This window comes from Pseudomonas sp. TNT3 (assembly GCF_010095445.2).
GTDB lineage: Bacteria > Pseudomonadota > Gammaproteobacteria > Pseudomonadales > Pseudomonadaceae > Aquipseudomonas.
The window spans coordinates 160898-183690 of the sequence record NZ_WFGV02000005.1 but is presented as its reverse complement, the minus strand read 5'-3'; the positions used below and the strand labels follow the sequence as shown (position 1 = coordinate 183690).

The following is a 22793-nucleotide window of genomic DNA, read 5'->3' as shown; positions in this document are numbered from 1 at the left end:
CTACTCTCCACCAAGATCGGAAAAGGGTTTAAGCCCACTCAATAATCCATATAAACCATGCAACGGCACGGGCAACCAGTTCGGGCGATTCTCCGCCTCATAGGCCACCTCGTACGCGGCCTTTTCCAGACCGAACAACGCCAGCGCAGCATCCTCGCCTTCAGGATCTTGCCACGCATGAGCAAGACTAGCTGCCGCTCGCCGATAGGCGTCGATAAATGCGATTTTTGCCTCACTCAAATAACGTTCGGCAACCCGCGTGCGCGCAGCTTGCGCAATTTCGGTGTTGTCGACGTTGTGCACATTGATCGTCATCGCCGCCGCGTAATCGAAGGAACGCAACACGCCGCTGACGTCTTTATACGGACTGTGCTTGCCCCGTCGTTCATGCAATGGCCGCGCCGGCTCACCTTCAAAGTCGATCAGGTACGCATCGCCCTTGATCACCAGAACCTGACCCAAATGCAAATCGCCGTGGACGCGGATGCGCAAACCACCGGCCGACTTTTTACCCAGGTCCTGAACATGACTCAGGATCGCCTTTTTGTTGTCCAGTAAACGACTGACCAACGCCTGGTCTTCGGGGTTCAGTTCGTTTTGATGCTCCTTGAGCAACTTCAACGAGTGCTCAACTTGAGCCGCGACATCCTTGGCCGATGCGAGGGCCTCTTTCTGCGTGGTGATGTGCGGCGCGAAGTCCGGGTCGTCTGTGGGCGCGGCCAGCACCTGGTGCATTTCGCCCAATCGCTGACCCAGCATGCCGGCGAAATCTTTCAGCTCCCCAAGCGCGTTGTAATGTTGTTCCTGCTCGGAGATGGCTTGCGCCAGTTCGTCGCGCAACGCCCGTTCCAGGTTGTTCTGGGTCCATTCCCAGGCGTCGCCCTGATTGCTCAGGAAGCCCTGGGCGATCATCAGCAACGTGTCTTCACCCTGAGCATCGCGGCGAATCACCGAACCCAGCAGCGGCGAAATATTGCTGAAGCCGGCCTTGGTCAGGTAGGCGCTCATTTCAAGTTCCGGGTGCACGCCGGAGGCGATTTTACGAATCAGCTTGAGCACCAGGCTCTTGCCGACCACGACCGAACTGTTGGATTGCTCAGCAGACAGGTAACGCACCTCGGACTCTGCATTGAGCCCCAGTTTGGCCAGTTCGGCAGTCGGTTCGAAACGGATCTCCCCGGCTTCCGAGGGCAAAACCGAATTGCTCTGCATGCCTTGCAGGACCGCACGGATAAAGTTTTCCAGGGCGAACGCATCCGTGATGACGCCGACCTGACGGCCACGCCGTACTCGAGACAGCGCCAACTGTTGCGGCAATGCCGGCCCGACCTGATCTTCGGCAATGAAGCCGAACGGCAGTTGGTAGCGGCTGGTCTGGCCATTGCTGGTGACATCGATTTCACTGAGCAATACCGGGTGCTGCGCATCGCCAAAGCGCACGCCGTAGGCCAGCTTCACCTGTTCGATGGCGGCATCCTTGCCGGCAAACCAGCGACGGTTCTGCAGCCAGTTCGGCAGAATGCCTTGCTCGAGGGTGTCGCGGGTCGGGGAGTCGAGCAGCTCTTCCATGCGGTGTTTGAGCACCAGCGTAGTGAAGTCCGGCAGGCTTTGCGCCGGTTCGACGTGCCAGCTGGGCATCTGATTCTCCGCGGCCAGGCCGAACCAATAGAAGCCGTACGGGGCCAGGGTCAGCAGGAAATTCAACTGGCCAATCGGCGGGAAGGCATTACCGCCAAGCATTTCCACCGGCACCATGCCGACGTAGGCCGACAGGTCCAGCTCCGCCGCTTGTGCACTGCGCGAAACGTTGGCCACGCAAAGGATGATTTCGTGCTTGCCATCCTCCCCGGTGAATTCACGGGTGTAAGCCAGGATCCGCCGGTTGCTCGGCGAGAGCATTTTCAACGTGCCGCGACCAAATGCCTTGGACTGCTTGCGCACAGCGAGCATGCGGCGGGTCCAGTTCAGCAGCGAATGCGGGTCGCCGGCCTGGGTTTCGACGTTGACCGACAGATACCCGTATTGCGGGTCCATGATCGGCGGCAGCACCAGGCTCGCCGGATCGGCGCGAGAGAAGCCGCCGTTGCGGTCAATCGACCATTGCATGGGCGTACGCACGCCGTCGCGGTCGCCAAGGTAGATGTTATCGCCCATGCCGATTTCATCGCCGTAGTACAAGGTCGGCGTGCCGGGCATCGACAACAGCAGACTGTTCAGCAGCTCAACACGACGACGGTCGCGTTCCATCAGCGGGGCCAGACGTCGGCGGATACCCAGGTTGATCCGCGCCCGACGGTCGGCGGCGTAGTAATTCCACAGGTAGTCACGTTCTTTGTCGGTGACCATCTCCAGCGTCAGTTCATCGTGGTTACGCAGGAAAATCGCCCATTGGCAGTTGGCCGGGATCTCCGGGGTCTGGCGCAGGATATCGGTAATCGGGAAACGGTCTTCCTGGGCCAGCGCCATGTACATGCGCGGCATCAACGGGAAGTGGAACGCCATGTGACATTCATCGCCATTCTGGCCTTCAGCGTCGGTGTCACCGAAGTACAACTGCGTGTCTTCCGGCCATTGATTGGCCTCGGCCAGCAACATGCGATCCGGGTAGTTGGCGTCGATTTCGGCGCGGATCTGCTTGAGGACGTCGTGGGTCTCGGGCAGGTTCTCGTTGTTGGTGCCGTCGCGCTCGATCAGGTAAGGAATGGCGTCCAGGCGCAGGCCGTCGATGCCCATGTCCAGCCAGTAACGCATCACCGACAGCACGGCTTTCATGACTTGCGGATTGTCGAAATTCAGGTCTGGCTGGTGGGAGTAGAACCGGTGCCAGAAGTACTGGCCAGCCACGGGGTCCCAGGTCCAGTTGGACTTCTCGGTGTCGAGAAAGATGATGCGGGTTTCGTCGTACTTCTGATCGTCATCCGACCACACATAGAAGTCCCGGGCTGCCGAGCCTTTCTTGGCTTTGCGAGCGCGCTGGAACCAGGCGTGCTGGTCCGAGGTGTGGTTGATGACCAATTCGGTGATCACCCGCAGGCCGCGTTCATGGGCCTCGGAAATGAACCGCCTGGCATCGGCCATCGTTCCGTAGTCGGGGTGCACGCCCCGGTACTCGGCGATGTCATAGCCATCGTCGCGCCGAGGGGACGGGTAGAACGGCAGGAGCCAGATGGTGTTGACGCCGAGATCGGCAATGTAATCGAGTTTGGCAATAAGACCGGGAAAGTCGCCGATCCCGTCATTGTTGGAGTCGAAAAAAGACTTAACGTGTACCTGGTAGATCACCGCATCCTTGTACCAGAGCGGGTCCTTGATAAAAGTGGCTGCCTTGGGTTTCTTCGCCATTTGAAACTCCTGTTGAATTCAATAAAGCCACTGCAGCGCAGCGTTCGCAATACACCGGCCTGCCCATGTAGGAGCTGCCGAAGGCTGCGATCTTTTGACTTTGACTTTAAAGATCAAAAGATCGCAGCCTCGTTGCGCTCGACAGCTCCTACAGGGGGTGCGGCGGTGTAGTTACGACGTGGAAATCCGCCAAATCCCGAACGGCTGGTGCGCCGGGTCGATGCGCATGAACTGGTACTTGCCGTACCAGGTCCAGCGATGGCCACTCATCAAGTCCTCGCCCTGGGTATGGGCGTCGTCAGGCAGGCCCATCTCCCACAGTGGCAACTCGAAGTTCGCTTCCTGCACGTTATGCGGATCAAGGCTCACCGCCACCAGAATGAAATTGCTGCCGTCAGCGCTACGTTTGCCGAAATACAAAATGTTGTCGTTCCAGGCGTTGTAAATCTTCAAACCCAGGTGCGTCTGCAGCGCCGGGTTCTGCCGGCGAATCCGGTTGAGCTGGGCAATTTCGGCAATGATGTTGCCCGGGGCATTGAAGTCCCTCGGACGGATTTCATACTTCTCGGAGTTGAGGTATTCCTCTTTGCCCGGCACCGGGGCCGATTCACACAGCTCGAAGCCCGAGTACATGCCCCACAGACCGGAGCCCATGGTCGCCAGCGCTGCGCGGATGAGGAAACCGGCGCGACCGGATTCGTGCAGGAACGCCGGATTGATGTCTGGCGTGTTAACGAAGAAGTTCGGTCGGTAGCACTCGCGCCACGGCGATTCGTTGAGTTCGGTCAGATAAGTCGACAGCTCGTACTTGGTGTTGCGCCAGGTGAAATAGGTGTAGCTCTGTGAGTAACCGACCTTGCCCAACCGCGCCATCATCGCCGGGGTGGTGAAGGCTTCTGCGAGGAAAATCACTTCCGGGTACAGCGCTCTCACGTCTGCAATCAACCATTGCCAGAACGGCAGCGGTTTGGTGTGCGGGTTATCGACACGGAAGATCTTCACACCCTCCTCGACCCAACCCACCACGATGTCTCGCAGTTCGACCCACAGGCTCGGGATCGCGTCAGCGGCGTAGAAATCGACGTTGACGATGTCCTGGTATTTTTTCGGCGGGTTCTCGGCGTATTTGATCGTGCCGTCCGGACGCCAGTTGAACCAGCCCGGATGCTGCTGGAGCCACGGGTGATCCTGGGAACACTGGATCGCGAAATCGAGGGCGATTTCCAGCCCGTGATCCGCCGCCGCTGCAACCAGCCGACGGAAGTCCTCGCGGGTGCCCAGCTCCGAATGAATGGCCTCATGACCCCCTTCAGCACTGCCGATGGCGTAAGGGCTGCCCGGATCGTTGGGACCGGCGGTCAGGGAGTTGTTCGGACCTTTGCGGTGGCTGCGACCGATGGGGTGGATCGGCGGGAAGTACAGCACGTCGAACCCCATGTCCTGGATCATCGGCAGCCGCGAATGCACGTCATTAAAGGTGCCGTGGCGTGCCGGATCGTCGGTGATCGAACGGGGGAACAATTCATACCAACTGGCGAATTGTGCCAACTCGCGTTCAACGTCCAGCGGGTATTCCGGGCTGAGGCTGACGAAGGCACGGTGATCGGCCTGGGCCATCAAGTCAGCGCTACGCTGGTGCAGAAACAGCGCGACCTGCTCGGTTTCGAGCAGACCGGACAGTTCATGATGCAGGGCCGCCAGCGCTTCGCTCAGTTGTCCTTCCGAACGTTCGGCCGCCTGTTGAACGTGCGTGCGACCTTCCTGCAGCTCAAGGCTGACCGGCACCCGTGCGGTGTGCTTTTTTTCCAGCTCGTAACAGAAGCTGGCGAACTGGTCGATCCAGGCTTCGATGCAATAGACATAACGGCCCTGGCGTTCCACGCGAAACTGGCCCTGCCAACCGTTATTGCCGAGCTCGCCCATGACTGCGGACTGCCACTGCTCGTCGCCTTCGGCGCGCCAACGCACCCGTACAGCCATCTTGTCGTGACCGTCGGCAAATACCTTGCTGGTCACCACCACGTCCTGCCCGACCACGGCCTTGACCGCGAACTGGCCGCCATCAAGGATCGGCATGGTGTCTTCAATGGCAATACGCGGCAGCAATAAAGCCTGCGACAGCGGAATGTGCGGGTTGTAGCTCAACTCATTAGGTTTTTCGATCGTCATCGAGCATCTCTCCTTTACGCCCCATGGACGCTCTTGTGCTGGGTCGACGTTCGCGCAAAGCGCTCAGCCCTGGAATGAACTCACTAAGGTTCCGAGCGACCTGCGCCGCTAAAGTTCACGCTGATTCGCTTGGCTGATTACGGGAATCAATTCATTTGTCCGGTGGTCAACAGACTTAAGCACGACTCACGCCATGTGCCACTGGAGCTTGAACGATGAATATTCCAATCCCTGCTGAAACGCCCGATCCGAATATCGACAATCCGACGATCCCACCAACCGAGCCTGAGCCAGTTCCCGAACAGGAACCGCCTGGAACCACCCCGCCACCTCGGGAAGATCCACCAGAGACTATGCCGCCTGTGATTGTGTAATCGTGTAGGTGCTGTCGATGAGTCCTACGGTTCATCACGTTCCTTATCCTCATCCTTATCCAGCAGCTTCAAGATCCTCGGCATCACGCTGAAGATCGCCAACGCCAATAACGTACTGAGCACCGCTGTCGATTCACGCCCCAGCCCCGCGGCTACTCCAATCGCAGCGGTCATCCACAACCCGGCGGCGGTGGTCAGGCCCTTGACGTGGCCTTCATCGCCTTCGGTGTTTTTCAGGATGGTGCCGGCGCCCAGAAAACCGATCCCGGCAATCACCCCCTGCACCACCCGGCTCATCGCGTCGGCCTGAGACCCGGACATCTGCGGCACCAACACAAACAGTGCCGCGCCCAAGGCCACCAGCATGTGGGTGCGAACCCCGGCGGCCTTGCCCTTATGCTCGCGTTCAAACCCGAGAATGCCGCCCAACAGCGCAGCAATCACCAGTCTCACGGTAATTCGTGTCAATTGTGCGGCGTCGCCGATGTCGGCGAATTCCGCTTGCAGGGTCACCCATACTTCATGCCACCACGCGTTCATGCGGCTGTCCTTGTGAATTGGTCTAGACGATGGACCGCGCCGACCATTAATCGGTTGCACCGAACGATGCCGACGACTGACGCCCTAATGCTAGAGAACCCCCGCAGAAAAAAGGACATCACCATGACCGTGCGCATCGAAAACCAGACTTGCTTCTTCACCCTCGAGAACGGCGAGGAAATTCGCCTGTGCCCCGACGTCACCGTGATCACCGACTCCGAAAAAGCCATGTCGGCGGTGGAGCTCAATGGCCAGCGCGTTTACATCACCGAAGCAGAAGCCGACGCATTGACCGTAGCAGGTGCAGTGGATGGTCGTAAGCATTTGAAGGCGACCGACAGTGATTCGGTGATTTAGCTGACGCTGATCAACAACGCCCGCAGACGGCTGATATAGGCGTCGATGTCCCGCTGTGGCGGATGCTTCAACTTGTCGCAGGGAGCGGATCAGGGCTCATCTGATCCGCTTTTTATTGCGATACCTGAGTCTGTTATGCAAACAGATCGACGCTCATAGTGCTCCGGCCTGATGGAGGCTGATGAGCGAAAGACCATGAGCGAAAGAATTCCCGTCCGAACCGTAGAAAGTATTGCGCCTGTACAGACCTATGAGCCCTCGCGTCCAAAGATGAAGGCCAGGTCCAGCGACAACCTGATCCACACCCGCAGCTTCACCGGACTGTTTCGCAACCTGCGATTGACCGGTGCTGGCTTCCTGTTCTTGCTGTTCTTCGGCACGGTGTGGTTGAACTGGGGTGGCCGCCAGGCGGTGCTGTGGGACCTGTCCGAAAGCAAATTCCACATCTTTGGCGCGACCTTCTGGCCGCAGGATTTCATCCTGCTGTCGGCGCTGCTGATCATTGCGGCGTTCGGTCTATTCGCAATTACGGTATTTGCTGGCCGGGTGTGGTGCGGCTACACCTGCCCGCAGAGCTCCTGGACCTGGATCTTCATGTGGTGCGAGAAGATCACCGAAGGCGAACGCAATCAGCGGATCAAACTGCAGGCCGCGCCCTGGACGCTGAACAAACTCATGCGCCGCTCGGCCAAGCACACGCTGTGGCTGGCGATCAGCCTGCTCACGGGCCTGACATTTGTCGGCTATTTCACCCCGATCCGGCCACTGGCCGAAGAGCTCCTGACGCTGCAAATGGCCGGTGTCAGCCTGTTCTGGGTGCTGTTCTTCACCGGTGCCACCTACATCAACGCCGGCTGGTTGCGTGAAGCCGTGTGCATGCACATGTGCCCGTATGCGCGGTTCCAGAGCGTGATGTTCGACAAGGACACCCTGACCATTTCCTACGACGTCGCTCGCGGTGAAAACCGTGGCCCGCGCAAACGCGAGGTCAAGCCTGCCGACGTCGGCCTGGGCGATTGCATCGACTGCCAGGTGTGCGTGCAGGTCTGCCCGACCGGCATCGACATCCGCGATGGCTTGCAGATGGAGTGCATCGGCTGCGCGGCGTGCATCGACGCCTGTGATTCGATCATGGACAAAATGGGTTATGCCCGTGGACTGATCAGCTATACCTCCGAGCACGAGTTGCAAGGCGGCAAGACGCACTTGTTGCGCCCCAGGTTGATCGGCTACACGGCGGTGCTGCTGGTGATGATCGGCGCCCTCGCCCTCGCGCTGGTCGAGCGGCCCATGGTATCGCTGGATGTGAGCAAAGACCGGGGCCTGTTCCGTGAAAACAGCCAGGGCCAGATCGAAAACATCTACAGCCTGAAGGTGATCAACAAGACCCAGCAGCGTCAGGATTACCGGCTGACCCTGGTCGATGGCGATGGTTTTCAGCTCCAGGGCAAGACCGAACTGAGCCTGGCGCCCGGCGAGATCGTTGATGTGCCGGTGTCGGTGGCGATGACGACAGAACGCCCGAGCAGCAGTTCTCAGAGCATCAGCTTCAAGATTGTCGACAGCGATGAGCCGCAGATTTATAGCGTGGCGAAAAGCCGGTTTGTAGCGCCGATGAATCGGTGATCCCTTAACATGCAGACGCACGATCCCCTGTGGCGAGGGAGTTCACTCCCGCTCGGCTGCGCAGCAGTCGCAAAAATGAGTGGTGTTGCCAATATCTTTGGGGCTGCTTCGCAACCCAGCGGGAGTGAACTCCCTCGCCACAGAGGACCGCGTCATATGAACAATTTCAATTCGGGCATTCGATGAAACGCTACGAAAAATTCGCCGACGACATCGCTGAACTGATCCGCTCCGGCGTTCTCGGCCCCGGCCAACGGGTGCCTTCAGTGCGCTACGCCAGCCAGACCCATGGTGTCAGCCCTTCGACGGTGTTCCAGGCGTACTACCTGCTGGAGCGCCGCGGCCTGATCCGCGCCCGGCCGCGCTCTGGCTACTTCGTCAACGCCCATGCACCAAGCCCGTTTTCCGAGCCGGTGATCAGCAGTCAGGTCAACGAATCCACCGAAGTCGACGTCAGCGAACTGGTGTTCTCGGTGCTCGACTCGATCAAAGACCCGAACACCGTGCCCTTTGGCTCGGCATTCCCCAGCCCGGCGCTGTTTCCGCTGCAACGGCTATCACGCTCCCTGTCCAGTGCGGCGCGGGAAATGGACCCGCGCATGGTGGTCACCGACATGTCGCCAGGCAATCCGCACCTGCGCCGTCAGATTGCGTTGCGCTACATGGTCGGCGGCCTGATGCTGCCCATGGAAGAACTGCTGATCACCAATGGCGCCCTGGAAGCGTTGAACCTGTGCCTGCAAGCCGTCACCGAGCCCGGCGACCTGGTGGCCATCGAAGCGCCGGCGTTCTACGCGTGCCTGCAGATCCTTGAACGCCTGAAACTCAAAGCGGTGGAAATCCCCGTGCACCCGCGCGACGGCATCGACCTCGGCGTCCTTGCGCAGACCCTGGAACGGCATCCGATCAAGGTGTGCTGGTGCATGACCAGTTTCCAGAACCCCATGGGCGCGACCATGCCCGAGGCGAAGAAACAGGAACTGGTGGAGTTGCTGCGTCGTCATCAGGTGCCGTTGATCGAGGACGATGTCTACGCCGAACTGTATTACGGCCAACACGCGCCGAAGCCGGCCAAGGCGTTTGATACCGAGGGCCTGGTGATGCACTGCGGCTCCTTTGCCAAAAGCCTCGCGCCTGGTTACCGCATCGGCTGGGTCGCGGCCGGGCGTTACGCGCAGAAAATCGAACGGCTGAAACTCATGACATCGCTGTGTGCGTCGATGCCGGCCCAGGCGGCGATTGCCGATTACCTGCAACACGGTGGTTACGACCGGCATCTGCGCAAACTGCGCTATGCGCTGGAGGAGCAACAAAGCGCGATGCTCGCCGCCATTGCCCGTTATTTCCCGGCGCAGACACGGGTCAGCCAGCCTGCAGGCGGGTACTTTCTCTGGCTGGAATTACCGGCACAAATGGATTCTTTGAAGTTGTTTCAGATGGCGCTGGCGCAAGGCATCAGCATTGCGCCGGGGCCGATATTTTCGCCGACCCAGCACTTCAGGAATTGCATCAGGCTGAACTATGGCAGCCCTTGGGATGAAGCGGCCGAGAAGGCGATGGAGACGTTGGGACGGATCGTGCGGTCCTTTTAACGGCAAAAGATCGCAGCCTTCGGCAGCTCCTACATGTACTCAGTACCCTGTAGGAGCTGCCGCAGGCTGCGATCTTTTGATCTTCAGGACCTAACGCCCACCGCCCAGATCGACAAAGGTCCCCGTCGCATACGAAGCCTTGTCCGACAGCAGCCACACAATCGCCTCCGCAACCTCATCCGGGCGCCCGCCCCGGGCCATCGGAATGCCTGACTCCAGCTTGCTGACCCTATCCGGATCGCCACTCAACGCATGGAAGTCGGTATAGATATACCCCGGCCGTACGGCATTCACGCGAATGCCCTCACCCGCGACTTCCTTGGACAGGCCGATGGTAAAACTGTCCAGCGCGCCTTTGGAGGCGGCGTAATCGACGTACTCGTTAGGCGAGCCCAGACGCGAAGCCACCGACGAGACGTTAACGATACTGCCGCCCTGCCCGCCATGCTTGGGCGACATGCGCAGGATCGCGTGCTTGGCGCAGAGGATCGGCGCCAGCACGTTCGTCTTGAGAATTTTGAGAATGCGAAATTCGGACATTTCGTCGACACGGGATTTGTGCCCGACAGTACCGGCGTTGTTCACCAGCGCGGTGACCCGGCCCAGCTCGTTGTCCACCCGCTGAAACAGGCTGATCACTTCATCTTCGTTGCTGACGTCGGCACGTACTGCGATGGCTTGAGCGCCGAGGGCGCGCACCTGTTCGAGCACGTTATGCGCGGCTTCTTCGTCAGCCTGATAGTTGATGCAGATCCGGAAGCCCTGTTCGGCGGCCAGAAGCGCTGTCGCGGCGCCGATGCCTCGGCTCCCACCGGTGATGACGATGACTTTGTCCATGCTGTCTTTCCCCATTTGCAAGCTTAAGCAGTCGGGGCCAAGAATAACCGGCATTCGCAGGATTTGCATGGTAAGCGTGCTGCCATTGTGGCGAGGGAGTTTACTCCCGCTGGACTGCGCAGCAGGCCCCTTCTTCTCAGTATTAAAAAGGGGCTGCTGCGCAGCCGAGCGCGAGCAAGCTCGCTCGCCACAGGTGGTTGTTAAACGGCGGCCAGCTGCTCTCCACGAACAATGTCCATCATGAACCGCTCAGCCGGCAGCGGATGTCCGAGCAGGTAGCCCTGCAACGAATCACACCCCAACTGCGTCAGGAAATCCTGCTGCATGTCGGTTTCCACCCCTTCGGCAACGATGCGCAAACCCAAAGCCTGGCCCAAGGCGACGATGGCCGACACGATCGCCGCATCATCGCTGTCGCGTTCCAGATCGCGGACAAACCCACGGTCGATCTTCAGCTCATTGGCCGGCAGGCGTTTGAGGTACATCAGGCTTGAATAGCCAGTACCAAAGTCATCGATGGACAGGTCGACGCCCATTTCCGACAACGCCTGCAGCACGGTCATGCTCGCGTCGGCGTCGCTCATCGCCGTGGTCTCGGTGATTTCCAGGGTCAGGCTGTTGGCCGGCAAATGGTGGGTGGCCAGGGCCTTGGCAACGCTCTGGACCAGACCGACGTGGCAGAATTGCAGCGCTGAAAGGTTCACCGCAATGCGCCAGTCGGTGTAACCGAGCACGTACCATTCGCGCATTTGCCGGCAGGCTTCGTTCAATACCCACTCGCCAATCGGAATGATCAGGCCGGTCCGTTCCGCGAGCTCGATGAACTTGTCCGGCAACAGCATGCCCTGAGTCGGGTGTACCCAGCGCAGCAGCGCCTCGGCGCCAACCGGCCGGCCATTGGCGGCGTCGAACTTGGGTTGGTAATACAGGCTGAATTGCTGTTGTTCCACGGCAGTACGCAGGTCTTGCAGCAATTGCAGCTGTTTGCGGGCGTTACTGTTCATTGACGCGTCGAAGAAGCTGTAGCCGTTTTTGCCGGCGCCTTTGGCGTGATACATCGCGGCATCGGCGTTCATCAGCAACTCCTGAGCCGTTTCACCGTTACCCGGATAGATCGCGATGCCGACGCTGGCGGAGATCTGCAAATCGTGTTCAGCGACACGGAACGAACGCCCGATCAACCCGACCTGCCGTGCTGCCAGATTCAGCGCGTCATTCTGTTCGGCCAGTTGCACCAGCAGGAGAAATTCGTCGCCACCAATCCGTGCCAGGGTGTCGTGGCTACGCAGGTCCTCGCGCAGGCGAGCCGCGACTTCGCGCAACAACTGGTCGCCCATATGGTGGCCGAACGCATCGTTGACCGGTTTGAAACCGTCCAGATCGATAAACATCAGCGCAAAACAACCGCCCTGTTCGCGGACCATCAGCATCGCCTGGTCGATCCGGTCGGCGAGCAAGACCCGATTCGGCAGGCCGGTCAGGGGATCATGCAGGGCCAGCTGCGTGAGTTCGCGGTTGGCTTCGGTCAGCGAGTGGGCAAGACTCGCGGTGCGTGCTTCCATCCGCGCATCGAGAATCGAGGTCAGCAACGCAATGCTCAACACTGCCAGCGTGGTGATCAGCACCAGGTTGTCGAGGCCCTTGCTGTTCAGGCCGTTGACCGCCGCACCGCAGAAACTGCCGTCCGGAAACCGCGCCGCAGCCATGCCGGTGTAGTGCATGCCGACGATGGCGACGCCCATGATAATGGCCGCGCCACAGCGGATCAGAGCGACGTAAGGGGTGTTCTGGCGCAGTCGGAAGGCGATCCACAACGCCGCTCCTGATGCGCCGACAGCGATCAGCAGCGAGGCCGTGAAGAGTGTGGGGTCGTAATCGATACCCGGCTGCATGTGCATCGCCGCCATGCCGGTGTAATGCATGGCGCTGATCCCGCCCCCCATGATCAACGCGCCGAACAGCAGTTGCCACGCGGGCAGTCGGGGTTGACTGACCAGCCACAGGGCAAAGCCGCAGGAGAGGATTGCAATGAGCAACGACAGCGACGTGAGGGTGACGTCGTAACCCAGGTCAATGGGCAGCTTGAACGCGAGCATGCCGATGAAATGCATCGACCACACCCCGACCCCCATCGCCAGCGCGCCACCCGCCGTCCATAAATGCACGGCTCGGCCCTTGGCCGTGGCAATACGTTCGGTGAGGTCGAGCGCGGTGTAAGAGGCGAGAATCGCTACAAACAGCGAAATGACGACCAGCGTGGGCGAATAGCTTCCGATGAGCATGTGGCTTCTCTGAATCCCCCCCGTACCGCTTCCCTTCTCGGAGGCTGAAAAGTGGCGATTGTACTGATTCCAAATGGGAACGCACTCACAAAATGAGCAAAATGCCAGCAGTCCGATGAAACGCTTGTTTGATTTCATTGGAGTGTCGCAATTGCCGAGCTTTAGAGGCTACGGGAATCAGGAATTACGGTTGCAATCTTGAGAATCGGGGGGCGCTTCGCCCCCCAACGCAGGCTTCGCCAGCTGCTACATGAGGCGTGGTGCGGCTCTGTAGTAGCTGTCGAGCCTGCGAGGCTGCGTTCGGCTCGGGCCGCGATCGGACGCAGCAGCCGCGCTCCTGAATCGGCCTCACCTACATTGGTTCGGTGTGCCCGTCCCAACCGCCGCCCAGCGCTGCGATCAGTTGCACACTGGCGATCAGACGACTCTGCAGCAGATCGAGCATGCTGCGTTCGTTGTTCAGGGCCGTGGCTTGAATCACAACCACGTCGAGGTAGGCAATCAAACCGGCCTTGTACTGGTTCTGGGTCAGGCGCAGGGACTCGCGGGCTGCGTCCAGCGCTTGCTGGCGCACTGCGGATTCGTTTTCCAGCACCTTGAGCTGGACCAGGTAATTTTCCACTTCACGAAAGCCATCGAGCACGGTCTGGCGGTACTTGGCCACGGTCTCGTCGTAGGCAGCTTCGCTGCGGTCGACTTCCGCCGAGCGCTGGCCGCCGTCGAACAGGGTCATGGCCAGTTGCGGGCCGACCGACCAGAAGCGGTTCGGTACGCTGATCCAGTTGGAGGAAGTGCTGCTGCTGTAACCGCCATTGAGGCTCAGCGTCAGGTCCGGGTAATAGGCCGCCTTGGCCACGCCGATGTTGGCGTTGGCCGCCATCACTGAACGTTCGGCGGAAGCAATGTCCGGTCGCCGTTCCAGCAATTGCGATGGCAAGGTCAGCGGCACTTCTGGCAACACCGGAATGTTCCGGGATTCTGCCAGGCTGAAGTCAGCCGGAGGCAGCCCGATCAGCACGGCAATGGCGTTTTCGAACTGTGCCCGCTGCCAGATCAGGTCGATCATGTCAGCTTGGGTGCTCTTGAGCTGAGTCTGGGCCTGCGCCACCGCATCCTTGCCGGAGACGCCTGCACGGTACTGGTTCTGAGTCATTTTCAGCGAGCGCTCATAGGCCTCGACCGTGGCTTCCAGCAGGCGTTTTTGCTGATCGATGACTCGCAGTTGCAGGTAGTTCTGCACCAGCTCCGACTGTTGGCTCAAACGCATTGCCGCCAGATCGGCAAAACTCGCCTGGGCGTTGGCTGTGTCAGCTTCGAGCCCGCGACGCAGCTTGCCCCAGACATCCGCCTCCCAACTCACACCGGCCTGCGCCGTGTAGGTGTCGCGAATACCGCTGGAAGAACTGCTCAGGCTCGAACTGCTGCTCCCCGTGCCCTGGCTGGAGCGGTTCTTGCCAACGGTCAAGTCCACGGTCGGAAAAAACGCACCGCGCGCGCTGCGCACCAAGGCCTGGGCCTGACGGTACTGGGCTTCGGATTGAGCCACGGTCTGGTTGGCGCTGTTGAGTTTCTCGATCAGTGCGTTGAGCTGCTGGTCGCCGTACAACTCCCACCAGGCACCCCGCGCCAGGGAGTCACTGGGATTGGCTTGCCGCCATCCGGCGGCTTCCTTGTATTGCACCGGTGCCGCTGCTGGCGGGCGCTGATAGTCCGGGCCGATGGCACAGGCACTGAGCATGCCCACGCACAGCGCCAGGCTCAACAATCGCGAGCCTCGGGCCGTGATCACGGGTGCAGCCAGGGAGAAAAGCGAACGGTCAGTCATAGCGGAGTTTCCAGAGCAGCATCGGTACGCACCCCACGCCAGTGGTTGAAGCGATGGCGCAGTTTGTCGAGATAGAGGTAAACCACCGGGGTGGTGTAAAGGGTCAGCACCTGGCTGAAGATCAGCCCGCCGATAATCGTCAGGCCCAATGGCTGACGCATTTCCGCCCCTTCGGCGCGGCCGAGCAGCAAGGGCAAGGCGCCAAGGATCGCCGCCAGCGTGGTCATCAGGATCGGCCGCAGACGCTGCAGACAAGCGCTGCGAATAGATTCCAGCGGCGTCATGCCTTGATGTCGCTCAAGCTGCAACGCGAGGTCGATCATCAGAATGGCATTTTTCTTCACCACGCCGATCAGCAGGAACAGCCCCAGCAACGAGATCAGGCTGAATTCCCCCCCTAGCGCGTAGATCGACAGCAGCGCCCCCACCCCGGCGGACGGCAAGGTCGACAGAATGGTCAGCGGATGAATGTAGCTTTCATAGAGCACGCCAAGCACCAGGTACACGGCGACCAACGCGCCGAGAATCATCCACGGTTGACTTTTCTGGGTGGCGGCAAAGGCATCGGCAGTACCGGCCATTTTGACGATCACGTCTTCCGGCATACCCAGTCGGGCGATTGCGCGCTCGATGGCGGCCGTGCCCTGCTCAACCGTGGTCCCTTCGGCCATGTCGAAAGAAATGCTCTCGGAGGCGAACTGACCTTCGTGGCTGACACGATCGTCTTCCAGGCTGGCTTCATAATGGGCAATGGTCGACAGCGGAATTCGCGCGCCGTCGGCGGTGATCACTTGCACCTGCTTGAGGGTAATCGGGTCTTGGGCGTATTTCGGATTGACCTCCATCACCACCTGATACTGGTTGAGGCTGTCGTAAATCGTCGAGATCTGCCGCTGGCTGTAAGCGTTATTGAGCACCGACGTGACCATGTCCATGTCGACACCCAGGCGCTTGGCCTGATCACGATCAACGATCAGCGTCACTTGCTGGGCGCCACGGCCTTCGCGGGCGTCGATGGCCGTCAGTTCCGGCAGGGCCTTTAGCGCTGTGACGACTTTCGGGTACCACTCGCGCAACTCGCCCAGGTCGGCACTTTGCAGGATGTACGAATACTGCGACGTGGTCTGTTCACGGCCACCGCCGAACTGCAGGTCCTGATCGGCCATGAGCATCAGCTGCGCACCTGCGACTTTGGGCATCTCCTTGCGCAGCCGTTCGATGACCTTCTGCGCGGAGAGGTTACGTTCCTTGATCGGCTTCAGTCGCACCAGCATGAACGCGTTGTTGGTTCCGTTACTGCCCCCGATGAAGCCCGCCACACTTTCCACCGCCTCATCTTTCAACACGGCGCGACGGAATGTTTCCATCTTCGGCTGCATCACGCTGAAGGACAAACCGTCGTCGCCCCGGACGAAACCGATCAGCTGCCCGGTATCCTGCTGCGGCATAAATGTTTTAGGAACAACGACATACAGCGCAATGTTAACGCCAACTGTCACGAATAGACTGAGCAACGTAAGGCGTCGATGACGCAGTACCCAGTCGAGGCTGGTCGCGTATTTGCCAACCATCCATTCGTTGGTACGCCGGCTCCAGCGTTGCAGCCGGTTTTCCTGACCCGGCGTGTGCGGCTTGAGCCAGCGGGCGCAGAGCATCGGTGTCAACGTCAGCGAAACCACCAGCGACACCACGATGGACGCAGCCAGGGTGATGGAAAACTCACGGAACAGACTTTCGATGATCCCGCCCATGAACAGGATCGACAGGAAGACCGCCACCAGCGAGACGTTCATCGACAGCAAGGTAAAACCGACTTCCTGCGCCCCGAGGTACGCCGCTTTCATCGGCGGGACGCCGTCGTCGATGTGGCGGGAAATGTTCTCCAGCACCACGATCGCATCGTCCACCACCAGGCCGGTGGCAAGAATCAACGCCATCAGCGACAGGTTATTCAACGAGAATCCGTAGAGGTACATCACCGCAAACGTGCCCACCAGCGACACCGGCACCGCCAGCGTTGGAATCAGCGAGGCGCGGAAGTTACCCAGGAACAGGAACACCACCAGAATCACCAGCGCCACGGCGATCAGCAGGGTCATTTCCGCTTCGTGCAGCGTGGCTTTGATGACGGGCGAGCGATCCATCGCCAGGTTCAGCTTGACGCTGGCCGGCAGTACGGCCTGCAGCGCCGGCAACTGCGCCTTGATCTCGTTGACCGTCTCAATGATGTTGGCGCCGGCCTGACGGTTGATCACCAGCAATACAGCGGCGTCATTGTTGAAAAAACCGCTGTTGTAACGGTCTTCGACGCCGTCGCTGACCTTGGCCACGTCCTTCAGGCGCAAAGCTGCACCGTCCGCGTAGTGAATGATCAGCGACTCGTAATCCTTGGCTTTTTCCAGCTGGTCGTTGGCCTGGACCTGCCACAACCGCTGGCCGTCCTCGACCGAACCCTTGGGGCGACGGACGTTGGCATTGGCGATGGTGTTGCGCACGTCATCCAGCGCCACGCCGTATTGGTTGAGCGCCTGGGGTTCGAGTTCGATGCGCACCGCGGGCAAGGAACTGCCGCCGATCTGCACTTCACCGACGCCCTGCACCTGGGACAGGCTTTGGGAAAGAATGGTCGAGGCCAGGTCGTAGAGCTGGCCCTTTTCCAGAACATCGGAGGTCAACGACAGCACCATGATCGGTGCCTGGGACGGGTTGACCTTCTTGTAGGTCGGCATGCTGCGCATACCGCTCGGCAGCAAGTTGCGCGAGGCGTTGATCGCCGCCTGTACTTCACGGGCCGCGCCGTTGATATCGCGATCAAGGTCAAATTGCAGGATCACCCGGGTCGAGCCCTGGCTGGAGCGACTGCTCATGGTGTTCACACCGGCAATCGCACCAAAGGAACGTTCGAGCGGTGTGGCCACGGTCGACGCCATCACCTCCGGACTCGCCCCGGGCAGGCTGGCCTGGACCACGATCACCGGGAAGTCCATTTGCGGAAGCGGTGAGACCGGCAACAGGCCGAAGCTCACGCCCCCCAGCAGCATGATCGCCAGGCTCAGGAGCATGGTCGCGACCGGCCGCTTGATGAAAGGTCCGGACAGGTTCATGGCTGCTCTACCGCTTCCACAGGCTCGGATTTGTGGCCCCAGCGACGGCCGAGACGGTCGAAATACAGGTAGATGACCGGGGTAGTGAACAGGGTCAGCACCTGACTCACCAGCAAACCGCCCACCATCACCAGACCCAGAGGCTGACGCAGTTCCGCACCGGAACCGGTGGCGAGCATCAAGGGTACGGCGCCGAACAATGCCGCCAGTGTGGTCATCAGGATCGGCCGGAAACGCAATAGCGCGGCCTGATAGATTGCGGTCTCCGGGTCCAGGCCCTGATTGCGTTCAGCGTCGAGCGCGAAGTCGATCATCATGATCGCGTTCTTCTTCACGATGCCGATGAGCAAAATGATGCCGATGATCGCGATCATCCCCAGGTCATTGCCGCTCAACATCAACGCAAGCAAGGCGCCGACGGCGGCCGATGGCAAGGTCGAGAGAATGGTGATCGGGTGGATGTAGCTCTCGTAAAGCACGCCCAGCACGATGTACATCGTCACCACCGCCGCCAGGATCAGCAGCAAGGTGCTCGACAGCGACGCCTGGAAGGCCTCGGCAGCACCCTGGAACTGCGTCTGCACGCCCAGTGGCATGCCGATGTCCTTCTGCACCTGCTCGATGATCTCCACCGCATGACCCAGCGCGACGCCAGGGGCCAGGTTGAAGGACATCATCACCGCCGGGAACTGACCGATGTGCGTGATGGCCAACTGCGCTTGACGCTCTTCGATATGCGCCAGGCTCGACAGGCGCACCTGGCCGCCATCGGTGGTCTTGACGTGTATCTGGTTCAGCGCGTCCGGGCCGATTTTCTCGCCGGACTGCGATTGCAGGACCACGCGGTATTGGCTGGCCTGGGTGTAGATGGTGGAAATCTGCCGCTGTCCAAACGCGTCGTACAAGGCATCGGTAATGTTGGCAACCGAAACACCGACTCTCGACGCGGCATCGCGGTCGATCACCAGGTAAACCTGCAACCCCTTGTCCTGCAAATCGCTGGCAACGTCGGTCAGTTCTGGTTGTTGCGCCAGGGCTTCGACCAGACGGTTGCTCCACAGGCTCAGCAACTCCGAATCCGGTGACGACATGCTGAACTGATACTGGGTGCGGCTGACCCGGTCTTCGATGGTCAGGTCCTGTACCGGCTGCATGAACAGCCTGATGCCGATCAGCTTGTCTACTTCCGGCTGCAGGCGAGCGATGATTTCGGTTGCGCTCAGGTCCCGCGCGCTGTGCGGCTTGAGGTTGATCAGCAAGCGGCCGCTGTTGAGCGTGGCGTTGTCACCGTCGACGCCGATGTAGGACGACAGGCTTTGCACCGCCGGGTCCGCGAGAATGATTTTGGCGAGGTCCTGCTGACGCTCGCTCATGGCCGCAAAGGAGATCGACTGCGGCGCCTCGGAAATCCCCTGGATCACCCCGGTGTCCTGCACAGGAAAGAAGCCTTTCGGCACGATCAGGTAGAGGAACACGGTCAACGCCAGCGTGCCAATGGCCACCAGCAACGTCAGCGGTTGATGCTTGAGCACCCACTGCAATTTGCGTCCGTATGCCGCGATCATCCAGTCGATGGCCGCACCACTGGCCCGATAGAAACGGCCCTGTTCTTCTTCCTTGGGTTCCCGCTTGAGCAACCGCGCGCACATCATCGGCGTGAGGGTCAGGGACACGACCAGGGAAATCAGGATCGCTACCGCCAGGGTGATGGCGAATTCGCGGAACAGGCGCCCTACTACGTCCGCCATGAACAGCAGTGGAATCAGTACGGCGATCAACGAGAGCGTCAGGGAAATCAGGGTGAAACCGATCTGTTTGGCGCCCTTGAGCGCCGCATTCAGCGGTGTTTCACCCTCTTCGATGTAGCGGGAAATGTTCTCGAGCATGACGATCGCATCGTCCACCACGAAACCGGTGGCGATGGTCAGGGCCATCAAGGTCAGGTTATTGACCGAGAATCCTGCGAGGTACATCACGCCGAACGTACCGATCAGCGACAGCGGCACGGCGACCGACGGAATGATCGTGGCACTGGCTCGGCGCAGAAACAGGAACGTCACCATCACCACCAGCGCGATGGCGATCAGCAACTCATGCTGTACGTCTGTTACCGAGGCACGGATGGTCTGAGTGCGGTCGGTCAGGACCGTGACCTCGAGGCCCGCTGGCAGGTTGTCGGTGATGCTCGGCAGTAGCGCCTTGATCCGGTCGACCACTTCGATGACATTGGCGCCGGGTTGGCGCTGGATGTTCAGCAATACCGCCTGGTTTTCGTTGGCCCACGCAGCCAGTCGTTCGTTCTCGGCGCCATCGACGATTTCCGCCACGTCCTTGAGCCGCAACGGCGCGCCGTTGGCGTACGCGAGAATCAGGTTGGCGTAGTCCTTTGGCGATGTCAGCTGGTCGTTCGCGTCGAGCATCGAGACCCGGGTCGGGCCGTCGAAGTTGCCCTTGGGCTGGTTGACGTTCGAGGCGCCGATCAGGGTGCGCACATCGGAGAGGTTCAAGCCATTGGCCGCGAGCGCCTCCGGGTTGACCTTGATCCGCACCGCCTGGCGCTGGCCACCGGCAATGCTGACCATGCCGACACCGCTGATCTGGGCGATTTTCTGCGCCATGCGCGTGTCGACCAGGTCATTGAGCTTGGGCAACAGCATGGTCTTCGAGGTGATGGCCAGGGTCAGTACCGGTGTATCCGCCGGGTTGACCTTGTTGTAGACCGGCGGTGCTGGTAAGTCCTTGGGCAGCAGGTTGGTGGCGGCGTTGATCGCTGCCTGCACCTGTTGCTCGGCGACATCCATGTTGATGTCGAGGCTGAAACGCAGGGTCAGCACCGAAGCGCCGCCGGAACTGGTCGACGCCATCTGTGTCAGGCCGGGCATCTGGCCGAACTGACGTTCCAGCGGCGCCGTCACGGCACTGGTCATCACATCGGGGCTCGCGCCGGGATAGAGCGTCATCACCCGGATGGTCGGGTAGTCGACCTGGGGCAATGCCGACACGGGCAACAACCGGTAAGCAATGATGCCGGCCAGGATAATGGCCAGCATGCTCAGCGTGGTGGCTACCGGGCGGAGGATAAACAGCCGCGAGATGTTCATGCGCCGCCCTTTTTCGCCTTGTCGGCTGTCGCGTCAGGCGCACTGGCCGCGGACTTGCCTTGCAGGTGTTCGGTCGGGGTGGCAGGCACGTCCTTGCTGTCGTTGACCACTTCCACTTCGCTGCCTTCCTTCAGGCGGTCGGTGCCTTCCAGGACCACGCGAACTCCGGCGGAAAGGCCTTCGGTGATCACCGTGTTGTCACCGTCGCTGACACCCACTTTCAACTGGCGGATCGTGACTTTCTTGTCGCCATCCAGTGCGTAGACAAAGGTGCCGTTGGTGCCGAACTGAATCGCTGCCGACGGTGCAAGCACGACGCCCTTGAGGGTGTCGGCCAGCAAGTGGACGTTGACGAACTGGTTGGGGAACAATGCTTGATCGCGGTTATCGTAACGGGCCTTGAATTTCAGGGTGCCGGTGGTGACGTCGATCTGGTTATCGAGGCTCTGCAGCACGCCGGTGGCCTGCAACTTGGTGTCGCCACGGTCCCAGGCTTCGGCAGGCAATTTGGCTCCCGAGCGATAACGCTCCAGCACCACGCTCAAATTGTTTTCGGGCAAGGTGAAGGCAACGCTGATGGGTTGAGTTTGCGTGATGATCGCCAAGGCGGTGGTGTCATTGGCCGCCACCAGATTACCCACGTCCAGTTGACGCAGGCCGACACGACCGGCAATTGGCGCGCGAATCCTGGTGAACTCTAGATTGAGCTTGGCGTCGTTGACCGCCGCCTGATTGGTCTTGACCGTCCCCTGATACTGGCCGACCAGTGCTTCAGCAGTGTCCAGAGTCTGTTTGGCGATACTGTCTTCGCGGAACAGGCCACGGTAGCGCTCAACATCGACCTGGGCGTTTTTCAACTGCGCCTGGTTTTGCAGCAAGGTGCCTTCAGCCTGCAGCAAGGCATTCTGGTACGGGCGTGGATCGATCTCGGCCAGCAGATCGCCGGCCTTGACCATCTGCCCTTCCTCGAAGGAAATCTTGATCAGTTCGCCGCCGACACGACTGCGCACATTGATCGTGTTGAGCGCGGTGACCGTGCCCAATGCCTTGTAGTACAGCGGGAAATCGCCCTTGACCGCAGGCGCCACGCGCACAGGAATCGGTCCGGTCGCCCCGCCGAAACCTGGACGCATTCCGCCTGACTTGCCCGTTTTCCCGGCGGCGACCTTCTGCTCTGCGGCCACCTTTTGGTCACTGCCTGCCGGCCAGAATTTCCAGCACACGCCTGCGACAATCAACAGGACAAGCAGGCCGAACAGCCAGCGACGGGGACTACGGGAAGAGGATTGCATTGAATGATCAACCATTGGGCGCGTGGGCTTCTTTTACGGGAGGCTGAACGATAAGCACTGGCGGGTATTAAGCAAAGCGGCTTTACCGGCAATTTACCTTCGGCTTACGTAACAGGATGTTTGGACAAGACACTGAATCACAAATGAAAACGGCCTGGGCACAGGGGGCGTTCTCACTGAATTTCCCCACCGCGCCGGGTCTGCTGTTGTGCAGGGCAAGGCGCGAGAAGCGTAGTTTGGTCATTCCAAATAAGCTTCGAGCAACGCAGCCCTGCACAACAGCAGCCCCGGCCCTTCGGGTTGTGCCTTAAAGCGGGCCAGCCTGCGTTGCAGGCCTTGGAAAGGGAACAAC

12 protein-coding genes are annotated in these 22793 nt (G+C 60.2%); 3 read left to right on the top strand and 9 right to left on the bottom strand.

The window, feature by feature from the left end; genetic code table 11:
* The 3 genes from treS to GBC55_RS05460 form a co-directional block, all read right to left on the bottom strand.
* Positions 1-3342, bottom strand: a complete 3342-nt coding sequence (gene treS, locus GBC55_RS05470) for a maltose alpha-D-glucosyltransferase (protein WP_162436713.1) — start codon at positions 3340-3342, stop codon at positions 1-3.
* Positions 3343-3513: 171 nt separating this feature from the next.
* Positions 3514-5511, bottom strand: a complete 1998-nt coding sequence (locus GBC55_RS05465) for an alpha-1,4-glucan--maltose-1-phosphate maltosyltransferase (RefSeq protein ID WP_162436714.1) — start codon at positions 5509-5511, stop codon at positions 3514-3516.
* A gap of 398 nt (positions 5512-5909) precedes the next feature.
* Positions 5910-6425 carry an MgtC/SapB family protein gene (locus GBC55_RS05460; RefSeq protein ID WP_162436715.1) on the bottom strand — a complete coding sequence of 172 codons (516 nt, stop codon included), beginning with the start codon at positions 6423-6425 and terminating at the stop codon, positions 5910-5912.
* A gap of 123 nt (positions 6426-6548) precedes the next feature.
* Here GBC55_RS05460 and GBC55_RS05455 point away from each other — a divergent pair, with 123 nt between their 5' ends.
* The 3 genes from GBC55_RS05455 (at position 6549) to mapR (ending at position 10000) form a co-directional block, all read left to right on the top strand.
* Positions 6549-6782: a DUF3203 family protein gene (locus GBC55_RS05455; RefSeq protein ID WP_162436716.1), complete on the top strand. Its 234-nt coding sequence runs from the start codon at positions 6549-6551 to the stop codon at positions 6780-6782.
* A gap of 195 nt (positions 6783-6977) precedes the next feature.
* Positions 6978-8408 (top strand): cytochrome c oxidase accessory protein CcoG, encoded by a 1431-nt coding sequence (gene ccoG, locus GBC55_RS05450; RefSeq protein WP_162436717.1) that lies wholly within the window; start codon positions 6978-6980, stop codon positions 8406-8408.
* A gap of 182 nt (positions 8409-8590) precedes the next feature.
* Entirely contained in the window at positions 8591-10000 is a 1410-nt protein-coding gene (gene mapR / locus GBC55_RS05445; protein WP_162436718.1) for a GntR family transcriptional regulator MpaR, read from the top strand.
* 90 nt (positions 10001-10090) lie between these two features.
* Here the strand turns inward: mapR and GBC55_RS05440 are convergent, their stop codons facing one another.
* The 6 genes from GBC55_RS05440 to GBC55_RS05415 all read right to left on the bottom strand — a co-directional run bounded on the left by GBC55_RS05440 (position 10091) and on the right by GBC55_RS05415 (position 22456).
* Positions 10091-10837: an SDR family oxidoreductase gene (locus GBC55_RS05440; RefSeq protein WP_162436719.1), complete on the bottom strand. Its 747-nt coding sequence runs from the start codon at positions 10835-10837 to the stop codon at positions 10091-10093.
* Between the two features lie 200 nt (positions 10838-11037).
* Positions 11038-13119, bottom strand: coding sequence for an EAL domain-containing protein (locus GBC55_RS05435; protein ID WP_162436720.1), 2082 nt, complete (start codon positions 13117-13119; stop codon positions 11038-11040).
* A gap of 352 nt (positions 13120-13471) precedes the next feature.
* Entirely contained in the window at positions 13472-14944 is a 1473-nt protein-coding gene (locus GBC55_RS05430; protein ID WP_162436721.1) for an efflux transporter outer membrane subunit, read from the bottom strand.
* The gene (locus tag GBC55_RS05425; protein WP_162436722.1) at positions 14941-18048 is read right to left on the bottom strand and encodes an efflux RND transporter permease subunit; all 3108 of its coding nucleotides are present in this window, start codon (positions 18046-18048) and stop codon (positions 14941-14943) included. The genes GBC55_RS05430 and GBC55_RS05425 overlap by 4 nt, the downstream gene beginning before the upstream one ends.
* Positions 18045-21149, bottom strand: coding sequence for an MdtB/MuxB family multidrug efflux RND transporter permease subunit (locus GBC55_RS05420; RefSeq protein ID WP_162436723.1), 3105 nt, complete (start codon positions 21147-21149; stop codon positions 18045-18047). Before GBC55_RS05420 ends, GBC55_RS05425 begins: the two co-directional genes overlap by 4 nt.
* On the bottom strand, positions 21146-22456 hold the full coding sequence (locus GBC55_RS05415; protein WP_162436724.1) for an MdtA/MuxA family multidrug efflux RND transporter periplasmic adaptor subunit: 1311 nt from the start codon (positions 22454-22456) through the stop codon (positions 21146-21148). The genes GBC55_RS05420 and GBC55_RS05415 overlap by 4 nt, the downstream gene beginning before the upstream one ends.
* Positions 22457-22793 lie beyond the last annotated feature (337 nt).